The following is a 23345-nucleotide window of genomic DNA, read 5'->3' as shown; positions in this document are numbered from 1 at the left end:
ACGAAGGCCATCCCGCGACCGGAGCCGTGAGCACGGCACCCCGCCGGCTAGGCACCGCCCACGCGGGCCGCCCAGACCAGCGGGTAGGACTCGCTCCCGGTCCGTTCGACCCACCGCAGCCGGTCCCGTACGCTCGCGCGCCGGTCCTCGGGACATCGCTCCAGCAGCCTGCCCAGCAGGTCGCGCATTCTGCGGAGTGCCATCGGGGAGCCTGCGGCCGCGAAGACCAGGTCGTCGGCGGCGGTCGCGACGTACTGCTCCCAGCCGGGTACGGGGACCGTCACCCGCAGCCGGCCGGCTGCGTCGTGGAAGCGGCCGATGTCCAGCTCACGGTCGACGAGGCGGGTCAGCAGGTCCTCCAGGCGGTCCATGCTCTCCACCGCCGTGGCCGGATCGTTGACCGCCGGGGAGAGGGCCCGCAGCGCGATGTCGGCGAGCAGCCTGAACGGCAGCTCGGGATCCTGGTCGAAGGTGCGCTCGACCCCGGTCACCACGGCTCTGCGCAGCACCGCCTCGGACAGCTCGCCGCCCGTCACCTCGGCCAGGGCCATGCCCCGCGACACGGCCCGACCCGGGGCGGCGCGGAAGACGAGGGAGCAGTCGTGCTCCTCCGCTACGCCGACCAGCGCGGCCACGTCGATCTGCTGGACCACGACCGCCGGTCCGGACCAGCGGACGGTGCTGGTGCCGGCCGCCGAGGGCGGTACGGCGGAGGCCCGGCCGGGGGCGTTCGGCGGCCCGTACGGCCGCACGTACAGCGCGTCGAACAGACGGTGCGCGCGGTCCGCGATCGCGGTCAGCGAGTGGGCGAGCTGGATCGAGCTGAACGCCTTCGTCTGCAGCGTCCGCATCAGCCCGAGCGCGACCAGCGAGAGCATCATCGCGGCGCCGGGGACGAAGGCCGACACGTTCCCGCGGGTGCCGATGGACAGTCCCGCGGTGATGCAGAAGACGAACACCCCGACGGTGAAGGCGAAGGCGCGCCAGACGATGGGTTCGTCCCGGAAGAGGCCGAGGCGGGGGGTGAACGCGCTCGCGGAGAACTGCACGACCAGGAACAGCATCGAATAGATGAGGGTCACCAGGCTGATGACGCCGAATCCGGCGGTGAAGAGCAGCGTCGCCACGCGTCCGGCTTCCACCCGCGGTCCCACCTGGAGCATGGGAGCCAGCAGCCCGAGCACCAGCCCGACGACCGCACAGACGAGCTGGGACAGGTCCCGGCGCATCGCGCGCCTGGGCCGGTGGAACAGCGTGCCCCGCTGACCCGAGCCGGACATCCAGCCTCCTCCACGGCAGCCCCCGGGGAGGATGCAATCACGGGAGCAACGAGACCAGGGGGCGAAATGCCGGACGGCAACCCTTCCATCCCCCTCGTCGGGCTCGCCGGCCGAGTCCGGCTGTGGGCCGGGCGCCATGGCCGGCTCATCCGTCTACCTCGCCGTCCGCATGCGGCGCTCCCCGCCCCTCCGGCTCCGCTGACCCGCCCCCTGCTGCGCGACGATCGCGACGACCGCGACGACGGTGACGACGGTGACACAACGACCCCGGCACATTCACACGCCGGGGCCGCTCTTCCAGGTCGCCACACGTGAGAGTGCACCGACCCATTTACCATGTTATACCCCGTGCGGATTGCTGGCATATTGCGCAGAAAATCGGCCCGGCTTGCGATTGATCCAGGCGGAATCGAACCGGTCGACGGCGCTGCGCCGCAGGGCGGTTTACCCGTGCGCGACACGGTGCAGAGGCGGATCAAACCGTCCCTGGGGCATGGCATTCTGCTCGCCAGCGCAAGGTCTTTGGAGCGGAGGTACGCGCACCGTGGGTGTCCAGGCCAATCCCACCGTCAGCAGGCGTCGACTCGGGGGGAATTACGCCGGCTTCGGGAGATCAGCGGTATGACGACGCAGCAGGTGGCGGGGCGCCTGCTGATCTCGCAGCCCAAGATCAGTCTCATGGAGAACGGCCGCCGCCTCATCAAGCCGCGCGACGTGCGCGATCTCTGCGGCCTGTACGGAGTCCGGGACCAGCGGCTCGTGGACCACCTGATGCAACTGTCCAGGGAATCCGGCCGGCTGGGGTGGTGGAACGCCTACGGCGACGTCCCGTACGGCGCGTACATCGGCCTGGAGGCCGAGGCCGCCGCGATCCGCTCCTACGAGCCCCTGGTGATCCCCGGCCTGCTGCAGACTCCGGCCTACGCCCGGGCGGTCATCGCAGGAGCGACCCCCGATGCCAGTGCCGAACAGGCCGGCGCGCGCCTCCAGGTACGGCTGCGCCGCCAGGATCGGCTCAAGGCTCCGGGCAAACCCCTGCGCCTGTGGGTCGTGCTGGATGAATCGGCGCTGCGGCGCGTGGTCGGCAACCGCGAGGTCATGCGCGAGCAGTTGGAGCATCTGACCCACCTCGCCGCCCAGCCCCACATCACTTTGCAGGTGCTTCCCCACGATGTGGGGGCACATCCGGGTGTCTCGGGACAGTTCCTGCTGCTCGAGTTCGCCGACGCCACCGACGTGAGCGTGGTGTATCTGGAAAGGTTCACCAGCGACCTCTATTTGGAGAAACGATCCGACGTGCGGCGATACAGCGACATGTATGCGAACTTGCAGGCCCAGGCGCTGAGTCCGGACAGCACCCGGAAGTTCATCAATGAAGCCATCAAGACGTACGTCAGTGTGGAATTCCGGCCGGACGGCGACCCGTTATCGCTGCCGCGCCGGTGACCGCCGTGCGGTACCGGCTCGTTGCCGACCGGACCATGGCATATGGCATATGGCATCGACAGCCTTTCTGCGCCTACCCGCTGAGCCCCTGGACGACGTGTCCAGGGGCTCAGTCGCCGCATGGCGGACCAGACGGGTCCCATGGGCTTGATCGGGCCTAGTGCTGTCGAGTTGCGGTACCTCGCCGGTTTCTCTTCACGGCGAAGAGGGCCGAGCCTGCGACGAATACCAGCGCGGCTGCGGAGGCGGCCATGATGCCGGTCCCGCTGCCTGCGTCGGCCGCGGCGACGTCTGACGGCGCCCCCTCCGGCTGCCGGTCGGTGGCGGCGTTCACGTGGGCGACGTTGATGCCCCTCGCTGTGCGGCCGGGAAGGTGGCTCAGAGCATCGTCGAGGCCACCCGGCAGGAAGTCGGCCCACGGGGGCTTGCCCGCGTCGTGGTCGTCGGCCCACGGGGGCTTGCCCGTGTCGTGGTCACCGGGGCCGGGGCCGGGGCCGTGCTCGTTCCCGTCCTCGTCGTGGTCGCCGTCGTGGCCGTGGTCGTGGTCGTGATGACCGTGGCCGTCCTCGCCCTTGTCACCCGGCTCGCCCTTGTCGCCACGCGGTCCCTTGGGCCCGGCAGGCCCGGCAGGCCCGGCGGGTCCGGCAGGTCCGGCGGGTCCGGCGGGTCCGGCGGGTCCGGCGGGTCCCGCGGAACCGGTGGGCCCGGCGGGTCCGGCAGGTCCGGCAGGTCCGGCAGGTCCGACGGAACCGGTGGGTCCGGCAGGTCCGGCGGGTCCGGCGGAACCGGTGGGTCCGGCAGGTCCGGCGGGTCCGGCGGGTCCGGGCGAGCCCGTCGGGCCGGGGGCGCCAGGGCTGCCGTCCGGGCCGGGAGCGCCGGTGGGGCCGGCGGGGCCGGCGGGTCCGGGCGAGCCTGTCGGGCCGGGGGCGCCGGGGCTGCCGTCCGGGCCGGGGGCGCCGGTGGGGCCGGCGGGGCCGGGCGAGCCCGTCGGGCCGGGGGCGCCAGTGGGGCCGGCGGGGCCGGTGGGGCCGGGCGAGCCGGTCGGGCCAGGCTCACCCGTCGGTCCGGGAGGCCCGCTCGGTCCGGGAGGTCCGGGCGGGCCGACGGCGCAGGCCGCCCTCGTGATGGTGTTGGTGTCCAGCGTGACCGCGCCATTGCGCGCCAGGGCGCGGCCTTCGATCACGGCGCCGGTGTTCAGCGTGATGGACGCCAGGGCCAGGATGTTGCCCTTGAACTGGGAGGTCGTGTCGATGGTGGCGGAGCTGCCCACCTGCCAGAACACGTTGCAGGCATTTGCCCCGTTGATGAGGGCGACGACACTCGCAGGAGCCGTGATCAGGGTCTCGGGGATCTGGAAGATGAATACGGCATCGGGGTTGTTCTGGCCGTCGAGAGTGACCGTCCCGGTGATGTTCAGTGTCGACGAGGCCGTGTAGACGCCGGGCGCCAGTGTGAGCCCGCCGATGTCAGCCGGAGTGGCGGTGCCGGGTCCCCGGCTTGCCGCGTCGTTGTAGGCGATGACGAGGTCGGACTTCGCCTGAGCGGCGGCGGCGTCGGTGACGTGCATCGTTCCGTTGACGACACCGGGCGGAAAGCCGGTCACCGATGTACCCGGATGGAGCCCCAGATCGCCGTTGATAGTGGTGGGGCCCGTGTTGGTGACCGTCGAACCGGCCAGGACCGCGTAGTTGGTGGCGGTCCCCAGTCCCACGGGGGCTTCCAGGGCGTGGGCGAGACCTGGGCCCATGGTGGCCGCCACCAGGAGCGCTGCGGGGAGCAGGAAGTGGGCTGCCCGTTTGAGCAGAGTGCGTTGAGGCTTTCTGTCGGGTGGAGCAGACCGGATGACATCCAATGCCATGGCAGGACCTTTCTTGCCGCTTCGATCTCAGTCCTCCCGAAGGAGGATTCCGAGCGCCCGCAGCGCTGAACTGGGCAGGCTCGCAAGCCCCCTGCCTGCGCGCCGCCGCGCAGGCCACCCTGAGAGGGGACCGCAGAGCGACTGCTCGCCAGAGCCAGTGATGCGTCGCCAGCGGGATTATTCACGCATATTGCATGGCGATAGACCGCAAATCGGAAAAATGGTCTACAAGGGTGATGTCGCGTCAGGAAGTGATTGCGGTGCACACCTGTGCACACCCGCTGCGTCGTCACAGCGGCGAGTCTGCGGACACTGCGAAGTCACGCTGCTCCTGGTGGCCGACTGCGCCGGCCCGGCATCCGCACGCGCCGCTAGCAGTGGCCCACCTGGCCGCTCTGGCGGGTGAGGTTGTCGTTGGGCATCCAGCCGGAGGTGTTCGTGCCCTCCATGCGGACGTGGATCCACTTGTTGCCGTACGCGTTTCGGCGGCGCGGCGGCCGCCGTGTCGCTGCCCGCGGCCACCCGCTCCGGCATCGCGCGCGCCTGCTCGGCGGTCGGCCGGCTCTCCGGCTCCTTCGCCATCGGTGCCAGCAGCACCGGTGTGAGCGGTCCTGCTCGCCGCGGCTCCGGCAGGGGCTCCGTGACGATCGCCGCCAGGGTGGACCACGCGGACGTGCGGCGGAAGGGCGAGGCGCCTTCCACCGCCGCGTACAGCGTCATGTTGAGCGACCAGATGTCAAGATCCACTTTCGCAACGGACCCCAGACGGGCGCGTCGATTCTCATTGCATCGCACTGAACAGGACAGCTGGATTCGGTTTCTCACCTTTTGGTAACTCTTGATCGATCTAATGCGCGGCATGGATGGTTCCGTCCCCTTTGGGGGCGGAGCGTCCCGCTACGCTTCGCTCCGCGCTGAGCGATTTTCAGCCATACCCGGGACGCGGACCCCAAGGGCGGCGCCAACGCCTACGCGTACTGCTCGGGCGACCCGGTCAACTGCTGGGACACGACGGGCCTGCTGGGTGCGCACGAACTGCGCACCACCCCTGTTCCTCTGCAATCACCGAACCCCCAAGGCCGGACGTCTCCCATGAAGATCCTCGAAACGGCAGTACCGGCCTGGCGGGAGCCGGTCTCCCGCGTGTACATGGCACTGCTCACGGTGTGTGCGCTGTGGGCGGTGGCCGGCGGCATCGGCCTGGGTGAGGAATGGCGACTGCCGCGCTTCCTCGCGGTGGTCCTGACCATGCCCTGGCTCCTGGTCGTCCACCTCTTCCTCCTGGTCACCCAGGCCGACTGGTGGCTGCTCGGCTACAGCTTCTACTCCGACTCTCCCGCCTGGCTGTTCGAACCCCTCTGGATCGTCTACTGCCTCACCGCGGGGCTGCTCAACGCCCGCCTCCTCGCCCGCTGGTCCCGATCCGCGAAGCGGCCCTGGTCGGTGCCGGTGTGCGCGGTCGGCTTCTTCGCGGCCGTGGTCACGCTCTGGCACCTCTGAGTGCCGGATGACCGTCACCGCGTACACCCCGGTGTGGGAAGGCAAGGACATGCGGGTGGCGAGGATCCCGGTGGTGCTGAGAGAGCTGCGCAGGGCCGGGCGGTCAGGGCGGGGAGCGGAAGTCAAGGCGTGCGGGTGAAGGACCGGCGGTAGGAGCGGGGCGGCACTCCGCGGCGCCGGACGAACTGGGAGCGCAGGACGGCCGCGCTGCCGAAGCCGGCCATCCGGGCTATCTCCTCGACCGGGAGGTCCGTGGTCTCCAGGAGTTCCTCGGCGCGGCTGAGCCGCAGGCCGAGGAGCCAGGCGTGCGGGGTGGTGCCGGTGGAGGCGGCGAAGCGGCGGGCGAACGAGCGCCTGCTCATGAGGGCCCGGCGGGCCAGTTCGGCGACGGGGAGCGGCTCGTGGAGGTGCTCACGGGCCCAGGCGAGCACGTCGGCGAGACGTTCGTCCTGGCTGTCCTCGGGGACGGGGGTGGCCAGGTACTGGGCTTGTCCGCCGTCGCGGTGGGACGGCAGGACCAGGTCGCGGGCGATCGCGTTGGCGGTGGTGGCGCCGTACTCGCGCCGCAGGAGGTGCAGGCACAGGTCGAAGCCCGCGGCGGCTCCCGCGCCCGTGACGACCTGGCCCTGGTCGACGTACAACGCGTCGGGTTCGACGGCGACGTTCGGGTGGCGGTCGGCCAGCAGGCCGGCGAACCGCCAGTGGGTGGTGGCGCGCCGCCCGTCGAGGAGCCCGGCCGCGGCGAGGGCGAACGCGCCGACGCAGTGTCCCGCGACCAGCGCGCCGCGCTCGTGCGCGGCGGTCAGCGCCTCGCGTACGGCGGGCCCCGGAGGGGTACGGAAGTCCGACCAGGGCAGGGCGATCACCAGGTCGGCGGCGGCCAGCCGGTCCAGGCCGTGCTCGACGACGAGCGGCAGCCCGACATCACTGCGGATCCGGCCGGGCCGGTCGGTGCACAGGGCGAAGTCGAAGCGGGGCAGGCCCTGTCCGCGGGCGTCGAACACCTCGGAGACGATGCCGGCTCCGAGCATTCCGAAGCCGGGCGGGGCGTAGGCGGCGACGTTCACGAAGGGCGGCATGCGGGGAGTCTGGCACCTGCCCTCGCCGGCACCTGGCACGATTCCTGCGATCGGTGGCAGGAGGGCCACTCGTGGGACGGCCGGCCCGCCCGAAGAATTGAGGGCATGACAGACGCACCGCTCGGCCGCAGCGCCGTGTACACGATCCTGACCACCGGCTACACCCTTTCCACCGGTCCCGGGGTGGCCGCCACCGTCTCCTACGTCAGCGACGGGGAACGCCATGTGATCGTCGACCCGGGGATGGTGGCCGGCCGCGACCGGATCCTCGGCCCGCTCGCCGAGTTGGGGCTCGGGCCCGACGACATCACTGATGTGGTCCTCAGCCACCACCACCCGGACAACACCATGAACGTCGGCCTCTTCGGCCTGGCCCGCGTCCACGACCACAAGGCGATCTACGAGAACGACCAGTGGACCGACCGCGACGCCGAGGGCTACGAACTCGCCCCGTCCCTGCGGCTGATCCGTACTCCGGGACACAGCCCCGAGGACATCACGCTGCTGGCGGGCACGGATTCGGGCGTCGTCGCCTTCGTGGGCGACCTGTGGTGGCGCCCCAACGGCCCGGTGGAGGACCCGGTGGCCCCGGACCAGAAGACCCTGCTGTCGTCCCGGCTCCGCGTGCTGGACGCCGCGGACGTGATCGTGCCCGGTCACGGGCCCGCGTTCCCGGCGGACGACACGGCGCCGCGCTAGGGCTGCCGGTGTGACCCGGGTCACCTCCGCCGGGCCGATGAGTTCGTTTCCCGCCGCCGGTCATACGAGCAACAACATCCGAACCCGGAGGGCTCGTCATGGCGCACACGCTCAGCACCCCCACGCAGGCCCCCCGCTCCGCGTCCCCGTCGCACCCGGCGACCCGGAGCCTGCTGGCCGGCGGTCTCGTGGCGGGCCCGCTGTTCCTCGGCGCGGGGGTCCTCCAGGGACTCACCCGCGACGGCTTCGACTTCACCCGGAACGCGATCAGCCAGCTCGCCCTCGGTGACCCGGGGTGGATCCAGGCGGCGAACTTCCTGCTCACCGGAGCCCTGGTCATCGCCGGTGCGATCGGGATGCGCCGGGTGCTGCGCGGCGGACCCGGTGGGACCTGGGCTCCGCGCCTGGTCGGCTTGTTCGGGGCCTCTTTCCCGGTCGCCGCGGTGTTCCCCGCCGACGCCGGGGCCGGGTTTCCCGCCGGTGCCCCCGAGACCGCCTCGCTGAGCGCGCACGGCGCCGTCCACATGCTCGGCGGCATGGTGGGCTACCTCGCACTGTGCGCCGCGTTCCTCGTACTGGCGCGCTCCCTCGCCGCCCGGGGGGACCGCGGCTGGGCCGTGGCATCCCGCCTCGCCCCGGTGGGCGTGCTCGCCGGGTTCGCGGGCTCTTCCGCCTCGGTCCTGGCGTTCACCGTGGGCGCGGGGCTCGGCCTGGCGGGGCTGACCGCGGTGACGGCCCGGCTGGTCACCGAGGTGCCGGCAACGCACCGCTAGTCAGCCGGCGTCCGTCGCGCGGCCGTCGCGTCCGTCGGGCGGCCGTCATCAACAGCATCGAGATCATTTCACTCAGGAAACGGGACACGACATGACCGACAACACCGTCAAGGGCCCTGCCGCCTACTTCCCTTCGATCGAGAAGAAGTACGGCCGGCCGATCGCCGAGTGGAAGGACCTCATCCGCTCCTCGCCGCTGACCAGGCACATGGAGCTCGTCTCCTGGCTCAAGTCCGAACACGGCCTGGGACACGGCCACGCCAACGCCCTGGTCGCGCACACCCTCTCCGAGAACAGCGGTACCTGAGCGGGAGGAGCGGGAGGAGCTGGGAGGAGCGGGAGGAGCGGGGACGAGCCGGCCGTCCCCGCTTCCGCCTGCCGCGGGCAAGGGCCTAGTGGCCCATGCCCAGGCCCCCGTCCACGGGGATGACCGCTCCGGTGACGTAGCCGGCCTGCTCGGACGCCAGCCACAGCACGGCCGCCGCCACCTCGTCGGGCCGTCCGGCGCGCTGGAGCGGCACGTCGCCGATGATGTGCTCGCGCTGCCGGTCGGACAGCTGCCGCGCCATGTCGGTGTCCACCAGGCCGGGAGCCACGACGTTGGCGGTGATGCCGCGCGGCCCCAGCTCGCGGGCCAGGGACCGGGCGAGGCCGACCAGACCCGCCTTGCTGGACGCGTAGTTGGCCTGGCCGGCCGAGCCGCGCAGGCCGGCGACGGAGGAGATGAAGACGAGGCGGCCCCGGCGGCGGTGCACCATGGACTCCATCGCGCGCCGGGCCGTGCGGAACGCGCCGCCGAGGTTGGTGTCCAGGACCCGGTGGAAGTCCGCGTCGTCCATGCGGAGCGCCAGCTTGTCGGCGGTGATGCCGGCGTTGGCGACGACGATGTCCAGCGGGCCGTGCGCGGCCTCCGCGTCGGCCACCGCCCGGTCGACCTGTGCGGGGTCGGTGATGTCGCAGCGCAGCCCGAGCAGCCCGTCGGGGGCGCCGGAGCCGCGGTGGGTGACGGCCACGGCGTCCCCCTGCTCGGCGAAGGCGCGGGCGACCGCGAGTCCGATGCCGCGGTTTCCGCCGGTGACGAGGACGGAGCGGGTCATGCGGCCGCCTCCTTCCGGTGCAGGTCCGCGTAGCCGCCACGGTGGTACAGCAGCGGCGCGGGAGGTTCGTCGGGCATGTGCAGGGCGGCCACGCGGCCGATGAACAGGACGTGGTCGCCGCCGGGGTACTGGTGCTCGACCTGGCAGTCGACGGACAGGACGGCACCGTCGACCAGGGCGTTTCCGGTCTGTCCGGTGCGGGGGCCGAGCAGTTCCTGCGCGGCGGCGCCGGAGGGGCGGCCGTGTGAGGCGAACCGGCTGGACAGGTCCTCCTGCCCGGTGCCCAGGACGTTCACCGTGAACGCCCGGTGCTCCTCCACGCGGCGGCGCAGGCGTCCGGTGGCCCCGATGCTGACGAGCAGCAGGAGGGGCGCGAGGGACACGGAGGTGACCGAGCTGACGGTCAGTGCCTCCGTGCGGTCGCCGGTGCCGGCCGTGATGACGGTGACCCCGGTGGGCAGCAGCCCCATTGCCGCCCGGTAGGCGTCCGCGCCCGGGTCGGCCACGGTACGCGTGCCGTGCGCGGGGGCCGGGTCGACCGGGTCCGGGTCCAGCAGGGCGGGGTCCACCGGGGCCTGGTCCACCCGGGCGGGGACCGGCGGAGCGGTGTGCGTGCGGGCCGGGGCCGCTGGGCGGGCGGCGACGCCGACGGCGGAGTCGGTGGTCACTGGTGGCTCCTGTCGTCGTGGCGGGACCCGCGCTTCTGCACCAGGCAGCTGACCCGGGCGCTGGACGTCAGCCGCCCCTTGTCGTCCGTGATGGAGACGGTGTACGTGGCGACGCGGTCGCCCTGGTGCAGCGGTGTGCAGACCGCGGTGACCTCGCCGCCGCGGGCCGGGCGGTGGTGGGTGCAGGACACCTCCAGGCCGACGACCGCTCCCCGGGGCGCCACGTGGAGGCCGGCCGCGATCGACCCGAGGGTCTCGGCGAGCACGGCGTTGGCGCCGCCGTGGAGCCAGCCGAACGGCTGCTGGTTGCCCTTGACCGGCATGGTGCCGACGAGACGCTCCGGGTCCCAGGAGGTGATCTCGATGCCCATGCGGACGATCAGCTGGTCGTCGTGGAGTTCGGGCGGGATGGACAGGATGGTCTGCGGCGGTTGGGCCTCCCCGCCGGGGGCGAAAGGAGCCGGGGCGCCGGACGGTGTGGTCCGGAGCGGTGCGGATGAGGTCGTCACTTGTTCTCCCGTACGTGATCGATGGCGGCCCAGAGACCGCCGAAGGCGCGGAGCGGGCCGGAGCCGGGCGCCGCGGCCGCGGGGAAGGGTGGGCCCGAACCGTCGGGCAGGGCCGGGCCCGAACCGTCGGGTACGGCCCCCAGGTCGACGGCGAACGCTCCGCTGCCGGACGCCTCCTGCTGCCGGCGCAGCAGCAGGGCGACCGCCGCGTCACCCCGCTCGGGGTCCCGGCCGGCGCCCGGAACGCCCTTCCCGGCGGCGGCGGTACGCGCCGTCCCGGCCAGCTCGACACCGATGAGCAGCAGCTGGTCGACGTCGCCGTCCGCAAGCATCAGCCCGGCGGTCTCGAACGCCTCGCGCGTGCTGCCGTCGTGGACGGAGAGGCAGGTCAGCGGGCCGGTGATGCGGAGCTCGCGGGTGATGAACCCGAGGATGGACGTGGGCACCGACTGGTAGAAGAGCAGCGGATTGCGGACCTGGCCCTCGAGGAGCCGCCGGCTCGCCAGGTCGGTGGTGGTCGCGTCCCCGAACGAGGTGAGCAGCAGGACGGCAGTCCGGTCGGCGAGCCGGCCCGGCTCGGCGGGCTCGGCGTCCGACCAGCACAGGTCGACCGCCTGCCGGACCAGAGGGCTGAACCGGGACTCGATGAAGCCCGGTACGCCCGGCGGGGCGTCCTCGTCGGAGGTGCACACGACGGCGGCCCGTCCCACGACGGACGCGGGCACGGAGTGGGGGGACGGGACGTTCATGGGCGCTCCAGCACGATCGCGGTGTTGACACCACCGAATGCGGCGTTCGTGGTCAGGACCCGCCGTACGTCCGCCTCCCGGGGCTCGTTCGGTATCCAGTCGAGGTCGCACTCGGGGTCGGGGGTGCCGTAACCGGCCGTGGGCGGCAGCAGGTTGTGGCGCAGGGCGTACAGCCCGACGACCGCCTCCACGGCGCCGGAACCCTCCAGCATGTGCCCGGTGGTGCTCTTGGTGGAGCTGACCGGGACCCGCGGGGCGGCGGCGCCGAACGCCCGGTGCAGCGCCCGCGTTTCGGCGGTGTCGTTGATCCGGGTGCCGGTGCCGTGGGCGTTCACGTACCCGATGTCCTCGGGCCCGATCCGGGCGGCGGCGAGTGCGCCGGCCATGGCGGCGGCCAGTCCCTCACCCTCCGGGTGGGGCTGGCAGACGTGGTACGCGTCGGAGGCCATCCCCCAGCCGCTCACCCGGCCCAGCGGCTCCGCGTCCCGGGCGCGTACCCGGGTGCCGGACTCCAGGACCAGGGCGGCCACGCCGTCGCCCAGCAGCAGGCCCGTGCGCTCGGCCGAGAAGGGGCGGACGCGGCCGTCGGTCGCGAAGGCGCGCCCCGAGTCGAACTTGGCGAAGAACTCCTGCTCGACGAGGTAGGCGCCCGCGCACAGCACGGTGTCGGCGAGGCCGGCGCGGATGAGCCGGGCGCCGTGCAGCAGCGCGTTGGCCGAGGCGACGCAGGCGTTCACGAAGGCCATGCGCCGCCCGGCCAGCCCCAGGTCTCCGGCGACGAGGTCGGGCAGGGCCGCCGGCAGGCTTTCGGCGACGTCCACTCCCGGACGTCCGTGTTCGCCGGACCAGAAGGCGGTGACCCCCCGGTGGTCGCCCTGGGTGCCGATCAGGACGTCGGCCGCACGGGGGCCGGTGAGCCCGGCCATGTCCAGGGCGGCGCGACCGCAGGCCACGAGGGCCTCCCGCTGGCCGGGGGTGCGCCGCGGGTCCCGGTCCGTGCCGGGCAGCGGGGGACCGTCGGGGCCGTGGGCCGCCGCGTACCGGCCGCGGAAGGAGCCGGTGTCGAAGCGGTCCACGGGCCGGAACGCCGCCCGCCCGGCGAAGACACCGTCGCGGAGCGCCTCCTCCCCGAAGCCGTGCCCGGTGAAGATGCCGTACCCGGTGACGAACACGTCCTCCGGTACGGCCGGTGCGGTGCTCATCGCCCGACAGCCTCGGTCTGCGCGGTGTGAGCGGTCTGCGCGGTCACGGCGTCCCGGAGGTAGGCGTGGATCGCGGTCACCGAGGTCAGCTCGGCGACGGCCGAATGGTCGATGTCCAGCTCGATGCCGTGCTGCTCGTTGAGCTGGTACTGGAACCACACGAGGGTGAGGGAGTCGAGCACGACCGGCTCGTCGTCCGCGAGGGCCTCCGGGTCGGCCACCGGAATGATCTGGCTGAGCGTCAGCAGGCGCTTCACATCGAGCAGGCTCAGCGCCTCCGCCTCCGCGGCGGCCGGGGTACCGTCGCCGCGCCCGGCCGTCCGGGCCCGGATCTCGGAGACCAGCTCGCCCAGGGTCATGGTGACGAGCCCGTCGACCGCCTCGTCGGAGAACTGGATGTCGAACTCGCGCTCCAGGTGGACGCTCAGCTCCACGAACGACAGGGACTCCAGTTCGAGGCCGCCGGGGCCCAGCGGGGTGGCCGGCGAAGTGGTGGGCGGCAGCGGCATGTTCAGCATGTCCCTGATCACGCCGAGGACGAAGTCGGTGATGCGCTCGGGGTGGACGGTGTCTGCGGTGGTCACGTCGTTTCCTTAGGGTCAGTGGATGAGCAGGCTGCGGGGTATCGCGCGCACCGGGTCCGTGTCGGCCGCGTAGTCCAACCCGTCGACCCCGAACCCGTGCAGCTGCCGCGTCAGCCGCAGGTAGGCGTCGAGATCGCCGAGTTCCGCCAGCGTGGCCGCGTCGTGGACCTTCTCCCAGCGGCGGCGCACCTCGGCCTGGACGTCGGGGCGCAGCTCGATGTCGTCCAGGCGGATGCGGTCCCGCGGATCGGTGGGGGCGAGCGGCTCGCCGTACAGGTGGTCGAGGAGCCTGCGGGCCTGGTCGCCGGTGCTCTCCGACAGCCCTGCCTCCCTGGTGACCCGGGTCAGCAGCAGGGTGTAGAGCGCCTGCACCGGCATCACCTGGCTGGCGGGGGTCACGAGGGCGCGCATGACGGCCGCCCGGGCGCGGCCCCCGTGGGCGGCGAGCCGCCGGTCCAGGGTGCGGGCGGTGCTCTCCAGGTGCTGCTTGGCCCGGCCCAGCGTGCCGTCGCGGTAGGTGGGCGCGAGCCACGGGGGGCCGATGTAGCTGAAGGCGACCGTGCCGGCGCCGCGGCGGAGTGCGCCGTGCCGGTCCAGTACGTCGATCCAGCGCGCCCAGTCGTCGCCGCCCATCACGTGGACGGTGTCGGCGATCTCCTCCGGGGTGGCGGCGGGGGTGGTCAGTTCGCGTACGGAGCCGGTGGACGCGTCGAACGCCTTCTCCGTGAACGGCTCGCCGATGGTCTTGATCACGGAACGGTGGGTGCGGCCGGTGACCGGGTCGGTCCTGCGGGGGGCCGCGAGGCTGTGGACGACCAGGTCGACACCGCCGAACTCCTCGGCGACGAGCCGCGCGGTCCGCTCCTTCACCTCGTCGTCGAAGGCGTCGCCGAGCACGGTGCGTCCCGGGAGGCCGGCCGCGACCAGTTCCTCCTCCACGGTCGCCGCGTTGTACCAGCCGGCCGTTCCGGTCCGGTTCGGTGCTCCGGGCCGCTCCAGGCAGACCCCGACCGTCGATGCCCCGGACCCGAAGGCGGAGGCCAGTCGTACGGCCATGCCCAGGCCCGAGGACGCCCCGATGACGAGGACGGAGCGGGGGCCGGGGACCGGACCGCGGTGCCGGACCGCCTCCACGGCGCGGCGTACGAGGGTGCGGCGGCCCTCCGGGTGGGCGGTCGCCCACACGGAGCCCCGCCGCACGGGTTCGATGATCACGCCGTGTCACCCCGCCCGGGCGCGACGCCCTCCAGGTGCCGCCCGCGCGCCCCGCCGTCCGCACGCCGGGCCGTACCGTCGGCCGGTCGCCGGGCCGTACCGTCGGCCGCGTAGGCGGCGTGCAGCAGTTCCGCGGTGCGCAGCAGCTTGCCGTTGGTGGTCCGCGGCAGCGCGGTGGTGATGTGGAAACGCCGGGGGATCTTGAAGTTGCTCAGCCGCTCCCGTGCGAAGGCCAGGATCTCGGACACGCTCAGGCCGTCGGGCGCGGCCAGGTGGGCCTCGATGCCGTCGCCGTGCACGACCACGGCCTCGCTCACGGCCGGGTGCCGGGCCAGCTCCTGCTCGATCTCCATCAGGTCCACCTTGAGACCGCCGACCGCCACGAGGGAATCGGAGCGGCCGGTGATCCGGAGGGTGCCGTCGGCCTCGCAGAACCGGGTGAGGTCCTTGGAGTTGAGCCATCCGTCGACGTAGCGCTCGGCGCCCACGTCCTGCAGGTAAGGCGACCGGTCCAGCCGCACCCACAGCTCGCCGCCCGAGACCCTGGTGTGCACACCGGGCGCCACCGTGCCCACGACGGGAGGGGCGAACTCGCCCCGCAGGTCGGTGGCGACGATGCCGGTCTCCGTCATGCCGTACGCCTGGCCGATCCGGATGCCGTACCGCTCCTCGAACCGGCGGTGCAGGTCCTCGTCGAGCCGTTCGCCGCCGCTGACCGCGAGCCGGAGCCGGGGCAGTGCGGGCGGGTCCTGGACCCGGCTCAGCAGGTCGTAGTGGAACGGCACGCCGAACACCACGTCGATCCGTTCCTCGGCGAGGGTGCGGACCAGCGCCTGGGGCTGGAGGGCCGCCGTGAACACCAGCGTGGCCCCGGCCCGCATGGCGTGCAGTACCCCGCCGATCAGCCCGAGGGAGTGGATGGTGGAGTTGAGCAGCAGGATCCGCTCACCGGTCCGCGGCATCCCGTCGATCGCGGAGAACGACTCCAGCTCGGCGCGCAGCGACGCGGCGGTACGCCCGATGACCTTGGGAAGACCGGTGGAGCCGGAACTGAACTGGACCAGGCAGTGGTCGGTGCGGGAGCGGCTGCCGCCGCGCCGCCACTCCACGTACACCTCGCACTCGTCCTGGAACTGGGTGCTGACCGCGTCCGTGAAGTGCACGTAGTAGCGCGGATTGCACAGGTCGAGGACGCGCTGCACCTCCGCCGGCTTGAGCCGGTGGTCGAGCAGTTGCACCTGGGCACCCAGCGACCACAGGGCGAGCAGCGACCAGATGCCGGTGAGGCTCGGCGGCAGCCGCAGGGCGACCGAGCTCCCCGGTCCCACTCCGTGGGCGGAGAAGATGCCGATGCTCTCCTTCACCCGGTCGCGCAGTTCGGCCCAGGTCACGTCCCGGCCGGTGGTACGGGCCCAGACGGCGTCGTCGGGGTGGCAGCCCAGCAGGTCGGCTCCCCACCACGGGGCCGTCACGGGCTGAGAAACGGTCATGGTTCCTCCAGCAGCATGTCGGTGGATGCGGCGGCCGCCCGGCCGCGCCGGCCGTGGGGCCGGGCGGTGGGCGGCCGCCGGGGGGCGCACCCGGCGCACCGGGTGCGGGGCCCGCGCCTCCCGCGGGGGACGTCGGAAGGGCGGGCGGTCGGTACTACTTCTCGACGCAGTACTCCTTGACGGGCCAGCCGACGTGCCGCTTCTCCGAGGAGACGTAGCCCAGCAGCTTGTCGCCCTGCTTGAGCTCGGTGACGTTGAGCACCGCCGCGCCAGGGCCGAGCACGCGGACGTGCCAGTCGTCCTGGACGGTGAGGCTGACCTGGGTGCCGTCCTCCGCGACGGCCTTGATGGTCAGCAGCGGACGGGACTCCAGCTTGATCCGGCCGACCACGACGCGGCGGGTCCGGCCGTCCGCGCCGACCGCGAGGATCGCGGAACCGGCCTTCAGCTCGCTGAGGTAGTTGGTGCGGTTGTCCAGGCCCATCGTGTACGAGTGCAGGGCACCGGCGTTGACGCGGAACGGCCGCGTCGGCATGTACGGCAGCGGGTGCGTCTCGCTGACGCACAGGACGAAGCCGTGGGCGTACGAGCCGACGAGGATGCCCTCGTCCTCGGCGAAGTGGGTCGAGGTGTCGACGCAGACCCGGTCACCGAGGCCGTTGTGCTCGATGGACTCGACCGTCAGCGTGGTCAGGTCCAGGTCCGGGGTCTGCGTGCGCAGGAGCTCCGCGAAGGCGAAGACCTCGTTGGCGTCCTGCGGCGCCAGCATCACGCCCTCGGAGCCCTTCTCCAGGACGTCGAGGATAATGCCGGCCTCCTCCAGGTCGTTGGCCTGGCACACCAGCTGCCCCGGCGTCTTGTCCGCCGCGGCGATCACGATCTCCAGCGGGATCTTGGTCGGGTCGCGGAACTGCACGACGGTGTAGGGGAGTTCCATGGCCGCGGAGCAGGCCAGCTTGAGCGTCGGGTCGTCCACGACGTCGACGAACGCGGCCGGCTCGTGTCCGGTGCCCGACACGTCCAGCCGCAGCCGGTCCAGGTCGTCGGACGACTGCAGACGCGTCAGCAGGACGTCGTACGGGTTCTCGGCGCCCTCCTCGGTGGCGGTGGCCACCTTGGACGGGAGCTGCTGTGCGGACGGCAGCAGTACGCGCTTCACGGTCGGCGGAAGCGGGGCCAGCCGGGCCGGGTCGTCGGAGACGACGCCTTCCAGCTTCGCGTGGAGTGCTGCCTCGATGACCGCGTCGTACTGCTGGGCGGGGACACCGCGCAGATCGATCCATCCAAACTTCACCGGGTACCTGCCAATACGTGAGACGGGGAGGGGAGGGAAGGGGCTGTGACCAGGTCCGGCGCTGTCGCCGGGTCGAAGCCGTGCACGAGCGCGGCCAGTTCGCGGACCGCCGCGCGCGGGTCGTGGTGCTGGAAGACGCGGCGCCCGACGGCGAGGCCGCTGCATCCCGCGCGCAGCGCGGAACGGGCGTACGACGTCAGATCGCCGTTCTCGGCGGGGCCGCCGGCCACGAGGACCGGCAGCGGGCTGCTGGCCACCACGTCGGCCATGGCCTCGAAGGGGGTCGCCCAGGTGGTCTTCACCAGGTCGGCACCCAGGTCGGCCGCGATGTTGACGACGTGGGACAGCGTGGCCGGGTCGTGCGGGTCCGTGATCCGGGGACCACGGGGGTAGATCATCGCCAGGAGCGGCATGCCCCAGGTGTCGCAGGCGCTCGCCACGGCGCCGAGGTCCGCGAGCTGCTGGGCCTCGGTGTCCGAACCGACGTTGACGTGGACGCTCACCGCGTCCGCACCCAGCTGGACCGCGTCCTCGACGGAGCCGACGAGCACCTTGGCGTCGGCGTCACGTGCGTGCGGGGTGCTGCCGCTGAGGTGGACGATGAGGGCGCTGCCCCGAAGCGAGCGCGGATCGAGTCCGCGTGCCCGTCCCTTGTGCACGACGACGGCATCGGCGCCGCCGGCCGTCACCTCGCCGACCACCTCGTGAAAGCGCTGCTCGTCGGCGATCGGGCCGTCCGCGAGCGAATGATCCAGTGGAACGAAGAGATAACGGCCGTCCTGGGGGCCGAGCCGACTCAGTCTCAGGGATTTACCGGGAGACCAGCGTGACATCACCAACCTCATTTCCTTCGATGACGCCACCACGATCGGATGCGGCCGGGTCTTGGCCAAGGGTCGAATCCCCTGGCCGACCCGTGCAGCCCCATTCGGTGCGGCGGTGCGCCATTCGGTCAGGGCGGCCGGGGCTGTCGGCCCCGGGGCCGGCCGGTGAGGATTTCCCCGCCACCCCATCCGGCTCCCTCCGGGCGAGCCGCGGGATCCATTTCCGTCACCCCAGCCAAGGAGAAAACCAATGCCTGACGATCCGTCGAGCTCCACGGCATGCATCGTGGGTGCGGGGCCGGCCGGACTGCTGCTCGCCCTGCTCCTCGGCCGCGCGGGCCACCGGGTCACGGTGCTGGAGCGGAGCCCGCACATCGACCTCGACCGCTGGGCCGGCGCACCGGTGCTCCAGCCCGTAACACTGCGCATCCTGGAACGTGAGGGCCTGCTGGAGCAGGTGCGCGCGGGGGCCGGCTTCATCGACAGCGGCGAGGTCCGCGTCCCCGGCAGCGAGGTCGCCCGCTACGCCTACGACGAGCTGCCGGACGTGCCCGTTCCGTACGCCCTGACCACGCCCGTCACGGTCCTGCGCGGCACGCTCCTGCGCGCCCTCGAGGAACTGCCGGGGGTCGACGTCCGGCTGGGGGCGACCGTGACCGGGCTGCCCGGGGGCACCGGCGGGCGCAGGGAACTGGTCTACACGGACGGGACGGGCACCCACCGCCTGACCCCGGACTTCATCGTCGGAAGCGACGGCAAGTCCTCCTCGGTACGGGAACTCGCCGGCATCCCCACGGAGGTCTTCAGCTACGACCGGGGCTACCTCGACTTCGTCGTACCGGCGCCGCAGGGCTGGGACCCGCGGATCACCATGAACTTCGAGGACGACTCCTACGTCCTGTCCATGCCCTACCCCGGCGACCGGCTCATCCTGGTGTGGATCACGGCGGAGGAGCGGGTCGACGCCGCCCTGGCCGGGCCGTTCTCCCGGTTCGCGGCGGAGCTCACGGAGCGTGCGCCCGAGCTGGCGGACGTTCTCGCCCCCCACCTCGACACCCGCGACTGGGAGGGGATCCCGCGGCGCCAGGTGCAGCACCACATGGTGCGCCCGCAGCGGTGGCTGGACGGGAACGTCCTGCTCCTCGGCGACAGCGCCCACGCCATGCACGCCTTCGGCGGGCAGGGGCTCAACACCTCCCTCCAGGACGCCGTCCTGGCCGCCGAGGGCATCCGGCGGGCCGTCGCCGACGGCGGCTCCACCGCACCGCTGGAGGACCTGCTGCGCCACCGCGTGCCGTTCGTCGAGGGCTTCCAGGAGACGCAGCGCCGGACCCTCGCGCCGCGCCCGGGCGAGCCCACCGAGCGCAACGCCGACTCCCTCCCCGACTTCCTGCGCATGGTGCTCGGCCAGCCGGAGCTCCGCCACCTGTGGACCGGCGCGCCCGCCGAGGCGCGGCGATGACCGGCGGCACCGAGTGGCGGCTCCCCGCGGCCGAATACCTGCGGCGGATCGGCCACACCGGGCCCGTCGAGCCGGGCGTGGACTGCCTGCGCGCCCTGACCGGGGCCCACCTGCGGTCCGTCCCCTACGAGATGCTCGACGCGCTCGACGGGCGCCGCCCGGCCCTGGACCACCCGGGCGTGTTCGACAAGGTGGTGCGCCGGCGGGCGGGCAGCACCTGCCTGGAAGCCACTCCGCTGTTCGGCCGGTTCCTGCGGGACGCCGGATTCCGGGTGGACCTCGTGTCCGCCCAGGCCTGGCGGGTCAACGGGCAGTGGGCACCGCGCTGGGACCACCTGCTGCTCCTCGTCGAGGCCGAGGGCGCCCGGTGGGTCGTCGACGTGAGCTTCCTGATGCTCACCCTGCTGGAGCCGCTGCGCGCGGACGGCCGCGAACACACCCAGTCCGGCTGGACGTACAAGGTCGCCGAAGCCGACGGCCACCCGGCCGTCCTGCGCCGTACCGGGCCCGGCGGCGACTGGGTGCCCGTGTACCGGTTCGACGAACGGCCGCTGGGACCCGGCGCGTACGACTGGATCGTCGATTACCACATGGCCGCCGACGACTCCCCCCTCACCGGCAGTCTCCTGTGCTCCCGGGTGGTGCCCGACGGAAAACTCATCCTGATGCGGGACAACTTCGTACGCGCGGAAAACGGCCACGAGCAGATCGAATTCCTGGCGAATGCGGCAGAGGCGGAAAAGGCGATTTCCGAGATATTCCAGGACCACGGCCATCTCGTGGAGAAGGCCGTCGACACCTGGGAACGCACCCGGAGAAGCCGCCGCGCCCCACTGCCCGGAATCGGCTGACCGTGCATCCGGATACCACCGGCACATTCGAGACGGACAGGAACCGCACCATGGATACGCATTGTTCCGTGGGAATACGGGCCATCGGCTCGTACCTTCCCGAAAAGGTCCTCGCCAACGCCGACCTGGAGGAGATCCTCCTCACCCGTGACGACTGGATCAGGGAGAACATCGGCGTCGAGACCCGCAGGGTGGCCGCCGACGACGAGTGGACCTCGGACCTGGGCGCCCGGGCCCTGGAGGACGCCTGCGCCCGCGCCGGCATCACCCCCGCGGACGTGGACCTGGTCATCTGCGGCACCTACACCCCCGACAACATGGCGCCGCCCACGGCCATGCTCATCATCGAGAAGGCCGGCGCGACCGGCGCCACGGGCTTCGACGTCAACAGCGGCGCCTGCCCCGGCAGCGTCTTCGCCCTCGACGTGGGGGCCAAGTACGTGGCGACCGGCGCCTTCCGCAGGGTCGCCGTCGTGATGGCCGACGTCAGCACGAAGACGCTGGACTGGAAGGACGTCGGACCCGCCGTCATCTTCGGTGACGGCGCCGCCTGTTACCTCCTGGAGCCGTGTGCCCCGGGCGCCGGCATCCAGGGCACGCTGCTGCGCAGCGACCCCTCCCGCTACGGTGCCGTCTGGGTGGCCCGCGAGGAGCGGCGGTTCCGTGACGGCAGGCCGCGGCGCAGCGCGTTCGGCGACAACTTCGCCCAGCTGTCCGGGGCGGCGGTGCGCTCCTTCGCCGTGGGCGAGGTGCCCGGATTCATCGGGGAGCTGCTCGACCGCGAGGGACTGACGACGTCCGACGTCGACCTGTTCGCCCTCCACCAGGCCAACCTGCACATCGTGCACGGGATCATGGACGGGCTGGGTGTGCCCCGCGACCGCACGGTCACGAACGTCCAGCGGTACGGGAACACCTCGGGCGCCAGTGTGCCCCTGGTCCTGCGGGAAGCCCTGGACACCGGCCGGCTCGCACCCGGCGACCTCGTCGTACTGGCCGCCTTCGGCTCCGGTCTCAGCCTCGGCACGATGCTGGTGCGGTGGTGCGGCGAAGAGGACTTCGGCGAGATCGGCGCATCCGGTCGGGAGCGGGTGGGCGCCGCATGACCGCGACCCCGCCCCTGCCGCACGGCGCCCCGGCGGCCGTGCTGGGCGTCGGCAGCTACCTCCCCTCGCAGCGGGTCACCAACGCCATGCTGTGCGAGCGGATCGACAGCTCCGACGAGTGGATCCGCAGCCGCTCCGGCATCCGCGCCCGCTACTGGGCCACCGAGGAGGAGACGGTCGAGGACATGGCCGTCGCGGCCGCCGAGCAGGCGCTCCGCCATGCCGGGCTGACCGGCGACCGGATCGACTGCGTCATCGTCTCCACCGTCTCCCACCTGCGCCAGTTCCCGTCCCTCGCGGTCGCCGTCGCGCACCGCATCGGTGCCCGCGCACCGGGCGCCTTCGACCTCACCGCGGGCTGCGCCGGGTTCTGTTACGGCCTCGCGCTGGCCGCCGACACGATCCGGGCCGGCAGCGCGGGACACGTCCTCGTGATCGGCGTGGAGCGGCTGTCCGAACAACTCGACCACGAAGACCGGACAACGGCGTTCCTCTTCAGTGACGGGGCCGGCGCCTTCGTGGTGGGGCCGTCGGAGGAACCCGGCATCGGTCCGGTGGAGTGGGGGTCGGACGGGGCCTACAAGGACACCATCCGGCAGAGCGCCTCCTGGGCGTCGCTCCGCGGGAAGCCGGACGCGCCGTGGCCCGTCATCGCCATGGAAGGCCGGGAGGTCTTCCGCTGGGCGGCCTACGAGATGGGCGCCGTCGCCACCCGGGCGCTGGAACGCGCGGGCGTCGGCCTCCACGAACTCGACGCCTTCGTACCGCACCAGGCCAACCTGCGGATCACCGAGGAACTCGCCAAGGGGCTGGGCCTTCCGCCGGACGTCGCCGTGGCCCGCAGCATCGTCGACTACGGCAACTCCTCGGCGGCGTCCATCCCGCTCGCCATCCACCGCATGCTCGCCGACGGCGAGGCGAAGCCGGGCGGACTCGCCCTGCTGCTCGCCTTCGGCACCGGGCTGGTCTACGCCGGCCAGGTCATCAGGCTCCCGCCGGCCCCGGCCGAACCGCCGCGCCCGGCGGAACCCGCAACGCCCGTATCCGCAACAGAAGAACGAGAAGGAGCAGCATGAGCAGGGAAGACATCGTCCGCACACTGCAGGAGATCCTCGACGAGGTCGCCGAGGTCCCCGCGGAGAAGGTCACCTTGGACGCCTCGTTCACCGGGGACCTGGAGCTGGACTCACTGGCCGTGGTGTCGGTGTTCGTCCTGGTCCAGCGCCGGTTCGGCATCCAGGTCCCCAACGAGGACGCCGACCGCCTCACCACGGTCCGTGCGGCCGTGGACTACCTGGAGAGCCACGACGTCGCCGTGGCCTGACGAGAACGGTGCACAGGGCCGGCCCGCACGACGTCGTGTGCAGGCCGGCCCTGTGCTGTCGGCCCATCTCACCCTGGCACGCATCGATCCGAGGAGTACTGCGCCATGTCCCAGCACAGGCAGAAGCCTTCCGGGATGCCCATCCACAAGTACCGGCCGTTCGAGGCGGTGCACCTGCCGGACCGCACCTGGCCGGACGCTCGTATCACCAAGGCTCCGCGTTGGCTGTCCACTGATCTGCGGGACGGCAACCAGTCGCTGATCGACCCCATGACGCCCGCCCGGAAGCGGGAGATGTTCGACCTGCTGGTGCGCATGGGTTACAAGGAGATCGA

22 protein-coding genes and 3 pseudogenes are annotated in these 23345 nt (G+C 72.3%); 11 read left to right on the top strand and 14 right to left on the bottom strand.

Annotated elements, in window-relative coordinates; all coding sequences use genetic code 11:
- Nucleotides 1-47: 47 nt before the first annotated feature.
- Nucleotides 48-1280: a DUF2254 family protein gene (locus AB0447_RS28340; protein WP_366479668.1), complete on the bottom strand. Its 1233-nt coding sequence runs from the start codon at nucleotides 1278-1280 to the stop codon at nucleotides 48-50.
- 621 nt (nucleotides 1281-1901) lie between these two features.
- Here AB0447_RS28340 and AB0447_RS28335 point away from each other — a divergent pair.
- Nucleotides 1902-2726, top strand: a complete 825-nt coding sequence (locus AB0447_RS28335; protein ID WP_366479667.1) for a helix-turn-helix transcriptional regulator — start codon at nucleotides 1902-1904, stop codon at nucleotides 2724-2726.
- 157 nt (nucleotides 2727-2883) lie between these two features.
- Here AB0447_RS28335 and AB0447_RS28330 read toward each other — a convergent pair whose 3' ends face one another.
- Nucleotides 2884-4437 carry an ice-binding family protein gene (locus tag AB0447_RS28330; protein WP_366479666.1) on the bottom strand — a complete coding sequence of 518 codons (1554 nt, stop codon included), beginning with the start codon at nucleotides 4435-4437 and terminating at the stop codon, nucleotides 2884-2886.
- Between the two features lie 657 nt (nucleotides 4438-5094).
- Nucleotides 5095-5322: pseudogene (locus AB0447_RS28325) on the bottom strand (serine/threonine protein kinase); the annotation flags it as partial.
- Nucleotides 5323-5676: 354 nt separating this feature from the next.
- Here AB0447_RS28325 and AB0447_RS28320 point away from each other — a divergent pair.
- Nucleotides 5677-6084 carry a hypothetical protein gene (locus AB0447_RS28320; RefSeq protein ID WP_366479665.1) on the top strand — a complete coding sequence of 136 codons (408 nt, stop codon included), beginning with the start codon at nucleotides 5677-5679 and terminating at the stop codon, nucleotides 6082-6084.
- A gap of 122 nt (nucleotides 6085-6206) precedes the next feature.
- Here the strand turns inward: AB0447_RS28320 and AB0447_RS28315 are convergent, their stop codons facing one another.
- The gene (locus AB0447_RS28315; RefSeq protein ID WP_366479664.1) at nucleotides 6207-7163 is read right to left on the bottom strand and encodes a helix-turn-helix domain-containing protein; all 957 of its coding nucleotides are present in this window, start codon (nucleotides 7161-7163) and stop codon (nucleotides 6207-6209) included.
- A gap of 105 nt (nucleotides 7164-7268) precedes the next feature.
- On the opposite strand from AB0447_RS28315, the gene AB0447_RS28310 reads away from it, so the two are divergent.
- The 3 genes from AB0447_RS28310 to AB0447_RS28300 all read left to right on the top strand — a co-directional run bounded on the left by AB0447_RS28310 (nucleotide 7269) and on the right by AB0447_RS28300 (nucleotide 8942).
- Nucleotides 7269-7862 carry an MBL fold metallo-hydrolase gene (locus tag AB0447_RS28310; protein ID WP_366479663.1) on the top strand — a complete coding sequence of 198 codons (594 nt, stop codon included), beginning with the start codon at nucleotides 7269-7271 and terminating at the stop codon, nucleotides 7860-7862.
- 98 nt (nucleotides 7863-7960) lie between these two features.
- Nucleotides 7961-8635 carry a DUF998 domain-containing protein gene (locus AB0447_RS28305; protein ID WP_366479662.1) on the top strand — a complete coding sequence of 225 codons (675 nt, stop codon included), beginning with the start codon at nucleotides 7961-7963 and terminating at the stop codon, nucleotides 8633-8635.
- Between the two features lie 91 nt (nucleotides 8636-8726).
- A complete protein-coding gene (locus AB0447_RS28300; RefSeq protein WP_366479661.1) occupies nucleotides 8727-8942 on the top strand; it encodes a DUF4287 domain-containing protein in 216 nt (71 codons plus the stop codon).
- Nucleotides 8943-9027: 85 nt separating this feature from the next.
- On the opposite strand, the gene fabG is transcribed toward AB0447_RS28300, so the two are convergent.
- From fabG to AB0447_RS28250, 10 genes are all read right to left on the bottom strand, one after another.
- Complete coding sequence (gene fabG, locus AB0447_RS28295) at nucleotides 9028-9732, bottom strand: 3-oxoacyl-ACP reductase FabG (protein ID WP_366479660.1); 705 nt, start codon at nucleotides 9730-9732, stop codon at nucleotides 9028-9030.
- Entirely contained in the window at nucleotides 9729-10400 is a 672-nt protein-coding gene (locus AB0447_RS28290) for a flavin reductase family protein (RefSeq protein ID WP_366479659.1), read from the bottom strand. The genes fabG and AB0447_RS28290 overlap by 4 nt, the downstream gene beginning before the upstream one ends.
- Nucleotides 10397-10909 carry a PaaI family thioesterase gene (locus AB0447_RS28285; protein WP_366479658.1) on the bottom strand — a complete coding sequence of 171 codons (513 nt, stop codon included), beginning with the start codon at nucleotides 10907-10909 and terminating at the stop codon, nucleotides 10397-10399. Before AB0447_RS28285 ends, AB0447_RS28290 begins: the two co-directional genes overlap by 4 nt.
- Nucleotides 10906-11658 (bottom strand): hypothetical protein, encoded by a 753-nt coding sequence (locus tag AB0447_RS28280; protein ID WP_366479657.1) that lies wholly within the window; start codon nucleotides 11656-11658, stop codon nucleotides 10906-10908. The genes AB0447_RS28285 and AB0447_RS28280 overlap by 4 nt, the downstream gene beginning before the upstream one ends.
- The gene (locus AB0447_RS28275; protein ID WP_366479656.1) at nucleotides 11655-12860 is read right to left on the bottom strand and encodes a beta-ketoacyl-[acyl-carrier-protein] synthase family protein; all 1206 of its coding nucleotides are present in this window, start codon (nucleotides 12858-12860) and stop codon (nucleotides 11655-11657) included. The genes AB0447_RS28280 and AB0447_RS28275 overlap by 4 nt, the downstream gene beginning before the upstream one ends.
- Nucleotides 12857-13444: an acyl carrier protein gene (locus tag AB0447_RS28270; RefSeq protein WP_366479655.1), complete on the bottom strand. Its 588-nt coding sequence runs from the start codon at nucleotides 13442-13444 to the stop codon at nucleotides 12857-12859. Before AB0447_RS28270 ends, AB0447_RS28275 begins: the two co-directional genes overlap by 4 nt.
- A 15-nt stretch (nucleotides 13445-13459) precedes the next feature.
- Complete coding sequence (gene fabV, locus AB0447_RS28265; RefSeq protein WP_366479654.1) at nucleotides 13460-14659, bottom strand: enoyl-ACP reductase FabV; 1200 nt, start codon at nucleotides 14657-14659, stop codon at nucleotides 13460-13462.
- Complete coding sequence (locus AB0447_RS28260) at nucleotides 14656-16149, bottom strand: class I adenylate-forming enzyme family protein (protein WP_366479653.1); 1494 nt, start codon at nucleotides 16147-16149, stop codon at nucleotides 14656-14658. The genes fabV and AB0447_RS28260 overlap by 4 nt, the downstream gene beginning before the upstream one ends.
- A 154-nt stretch (nucleotides 16150-16303) precedes the next feature.
- Nucleotides 16304-17443 (bottom strand): 3-dehydroquinate synthase II, encoded by a 1140-nt coding sequence (locus AB0447_RS28255; protein WP_366479652.1) that lies wholly within the window; start codon nucleotides 17441-17443, stop codon nucleotides 16304-16306.
- Nucleotides 17440-18276, bottom strand: a complete 837-nt coding sequence (locus AB0447_RS28250; protein WP_366479651.1) for a 2-amino-3,7-dideoxy-D-threo-hept-6-ulosonate synthase — start codon at nucleotides 18274-18276, stop codon at nucleotides 17440-17442. The genes AB0447_RS28255 and AB0447_RS28250 overlap by 4 nt, the downstream gene beginning before the upstream one ends.
- A 241-nt stretch (nucleotides 18277-18517) precedes the next feature.
- On the opposite strand from AB0447_RS28250, the gene AB0447_RS28245 reads away from it, so the two are divergent.
- The 6 genes and pseudogenes from AB0447_RS28245 to AB0447_RS28220 form a co-directional block, all read left to right on the top strand.
- A complete protein-coding gene (locus AB0447_RS28245) occupies nucleotides 18518-19729 on the top strand; it encodes an NAD(P)/FAD-dependent oxidoreductase (protein ID WP_366479650.1) in 1212 nt (403 codons plus the stop codon).
- Nucleotides 19726-20580: an arylamine N-acetyltransferase gene (locus AB0447_RS28240; RefSeq protein WP_366479649.1), complete on the top strand. Its 855-nt coding sequence runs from the start codon at nucleotides 19726-19728 to the stop codon at nucleotides 20578-20580. The genes AB0447_RS28245 and AB0447_RS28240 overlap by 4 nt, the downstream gene beginning before the upstream one ends.
- Nucleotides 20581-20648: 68 nt before the next feature.
- Nucleotides 20649-21686: a ketoacyl-ACP synthase III gene (locus AB0447_RS28235; RefSeq protein ID WP_366479648.1), complete on the top strand. Its 1038-nt coding sequence runs from the start codon at nucleotides 20649-20651 to the stop codon at nucleotides 21684-21686.
- Nucleotides 21683-22681, top strand: a pseudogene (locus AB0447_RS28230) (beta-ketoacyl-ACP synthase III); the annotation flags it as partial. The gene AB0447_RS28235 and the pseudogene AB0447_RS28230, both read left to right, overlap by 4 nt.
- Before the next feature lie 77 nt (nucleotides 22682-22758).
- Nucleotides 22759-23010 (top strand): acyl carrier protein, encoded by a 252-nt coding sequence (locus tag AB0447_RS28225; RefSeq protein ID WP_366479647.1) that lies wholly within the window; start codon nucleotides 22759-22761, stop codon nucleotides 23008-23010.
- Nucleotides 23011-23115: 105 nt separating this feature from the next.
- Nucleotides 23116-23345, top strand: a pseudogene (locus AB0447_RS28220) (2-isopropylmalate synthase); the annotation flags it as partial.

The sequence above is a fragment of the Streptomyces sp. NPDC051211 genome, assembly GCF_040689505.1.
Taxonomy (GTDB): domain Bacteria; phylum Actinomycetota; class Actinomycetes; order Streptomycetales; family Streptomycetaceae; genus Streptomyces.
This window is presented reverse-complemented; position numbering and strand designations above follow the sequence as displayed.

Coding starts and splice junctions, on each gene's coding strand:
- AB0447_RS28340 (WP_366479668.1), bottom strand. CDS start 1,280: ATGTCCGGCTCGGGTCAGCGGGGCACGCTGTTCCACCGGCCCAGGCGC.
- AB0447_RS28335 (WP_366479667.1), top strand. CDS start 1,902: ATGACGACGCAGCAGGTGGCGGGGCGCCTGCTGATCTCGCAGCCCAAG.
- AB0447_RS28320 (WP_366479665.1), top strand. CDS start 5,677: ATGAAGATCCTCGAAACGGCAGTACCGGCCTGGCGGGAGCCGGTCTCC.
- AB0447_RS28315 (WP_366479664.1), bottom strand. CDS start 7,163: ATGCCGCCCTTCGTGAACGTCGCCGCCTACGCCCCGCCCGGCTTCGGA.
- AB0447_RS28310 (WP_366479663.1), top strand. CDS start 7,269: ATGACAGACGCACCGCTCGGCCGCAGCGCCGTGTACACGATCCTGACC.
- AB0447_RS28305 (WP_366479662.1), top strand. CDS start 7,961: ATGGCGCACACGCTCAGCACCCCCACGCAGGCCCCCCGCTCCGCGTCC.
- AB0447_RS28300 (WP_366479661.1), top strand. CDS start 8,727: ATGACCGACAACACCGTCAAGGGCCCTGCCGCCTACTTCCCTTCGATC.
- fabG (WP_366479660.1), bottom strand. CDS start 9,732: ATGACCCGCTCCGTCCTCGTCACCGGCGGAAACCGCGGCATCGGACTC.
- AB0447_RS28280 (WP_366479657.1), bottom strand. CDS start 11,658: ATGAACGTCCCGTCCCCCCACTCCGTGCCCGCGTCCGTCGTGGGACGG.
- AB0447_RS28275 (WP_366479656.1), bottom strand. CDS start 12,860: ATGAGCACCGCACCGGCCGTACCGGAGGACGTGTTCGTCACCGGGTAC.
- AB0447_RS28260 (WP_366479653.1), bottom strand. CDS start 16,149: ATGACCGTTTCTCAGCCCGTGACGGCCCCGTGGTGGGGAGCCGACCTG.
- AB0447_RS28250 (WP_366479651.1), bottom strand. CDS start 18,276: ATGTCACGCTGGTCTCCCGGTAAATCCCTGAGACTGAGTCGGCTCGGC.
- AB0447_RS28245 (WP_366479650.1), top strand. CDS start 18,518: ATGCCTGACGATCCGTCGAGCTCCACGGCATGCATCGTGGGTGCGGGG.
- AB0447_RS28240 (WP_366479649.1), top strand. CDS start 19,726: ATGACCGGCGGCACCGAGTGGCGGCTCCCCGCGGCCGAATACCTGCGG.
- AB0447_RS28225 (WP_366479647.1), top strand. CDS start 22,759: ATGAGCAGGGAAGACATCGTCCGCACACTGCAGGAGATCCTCGACGAG.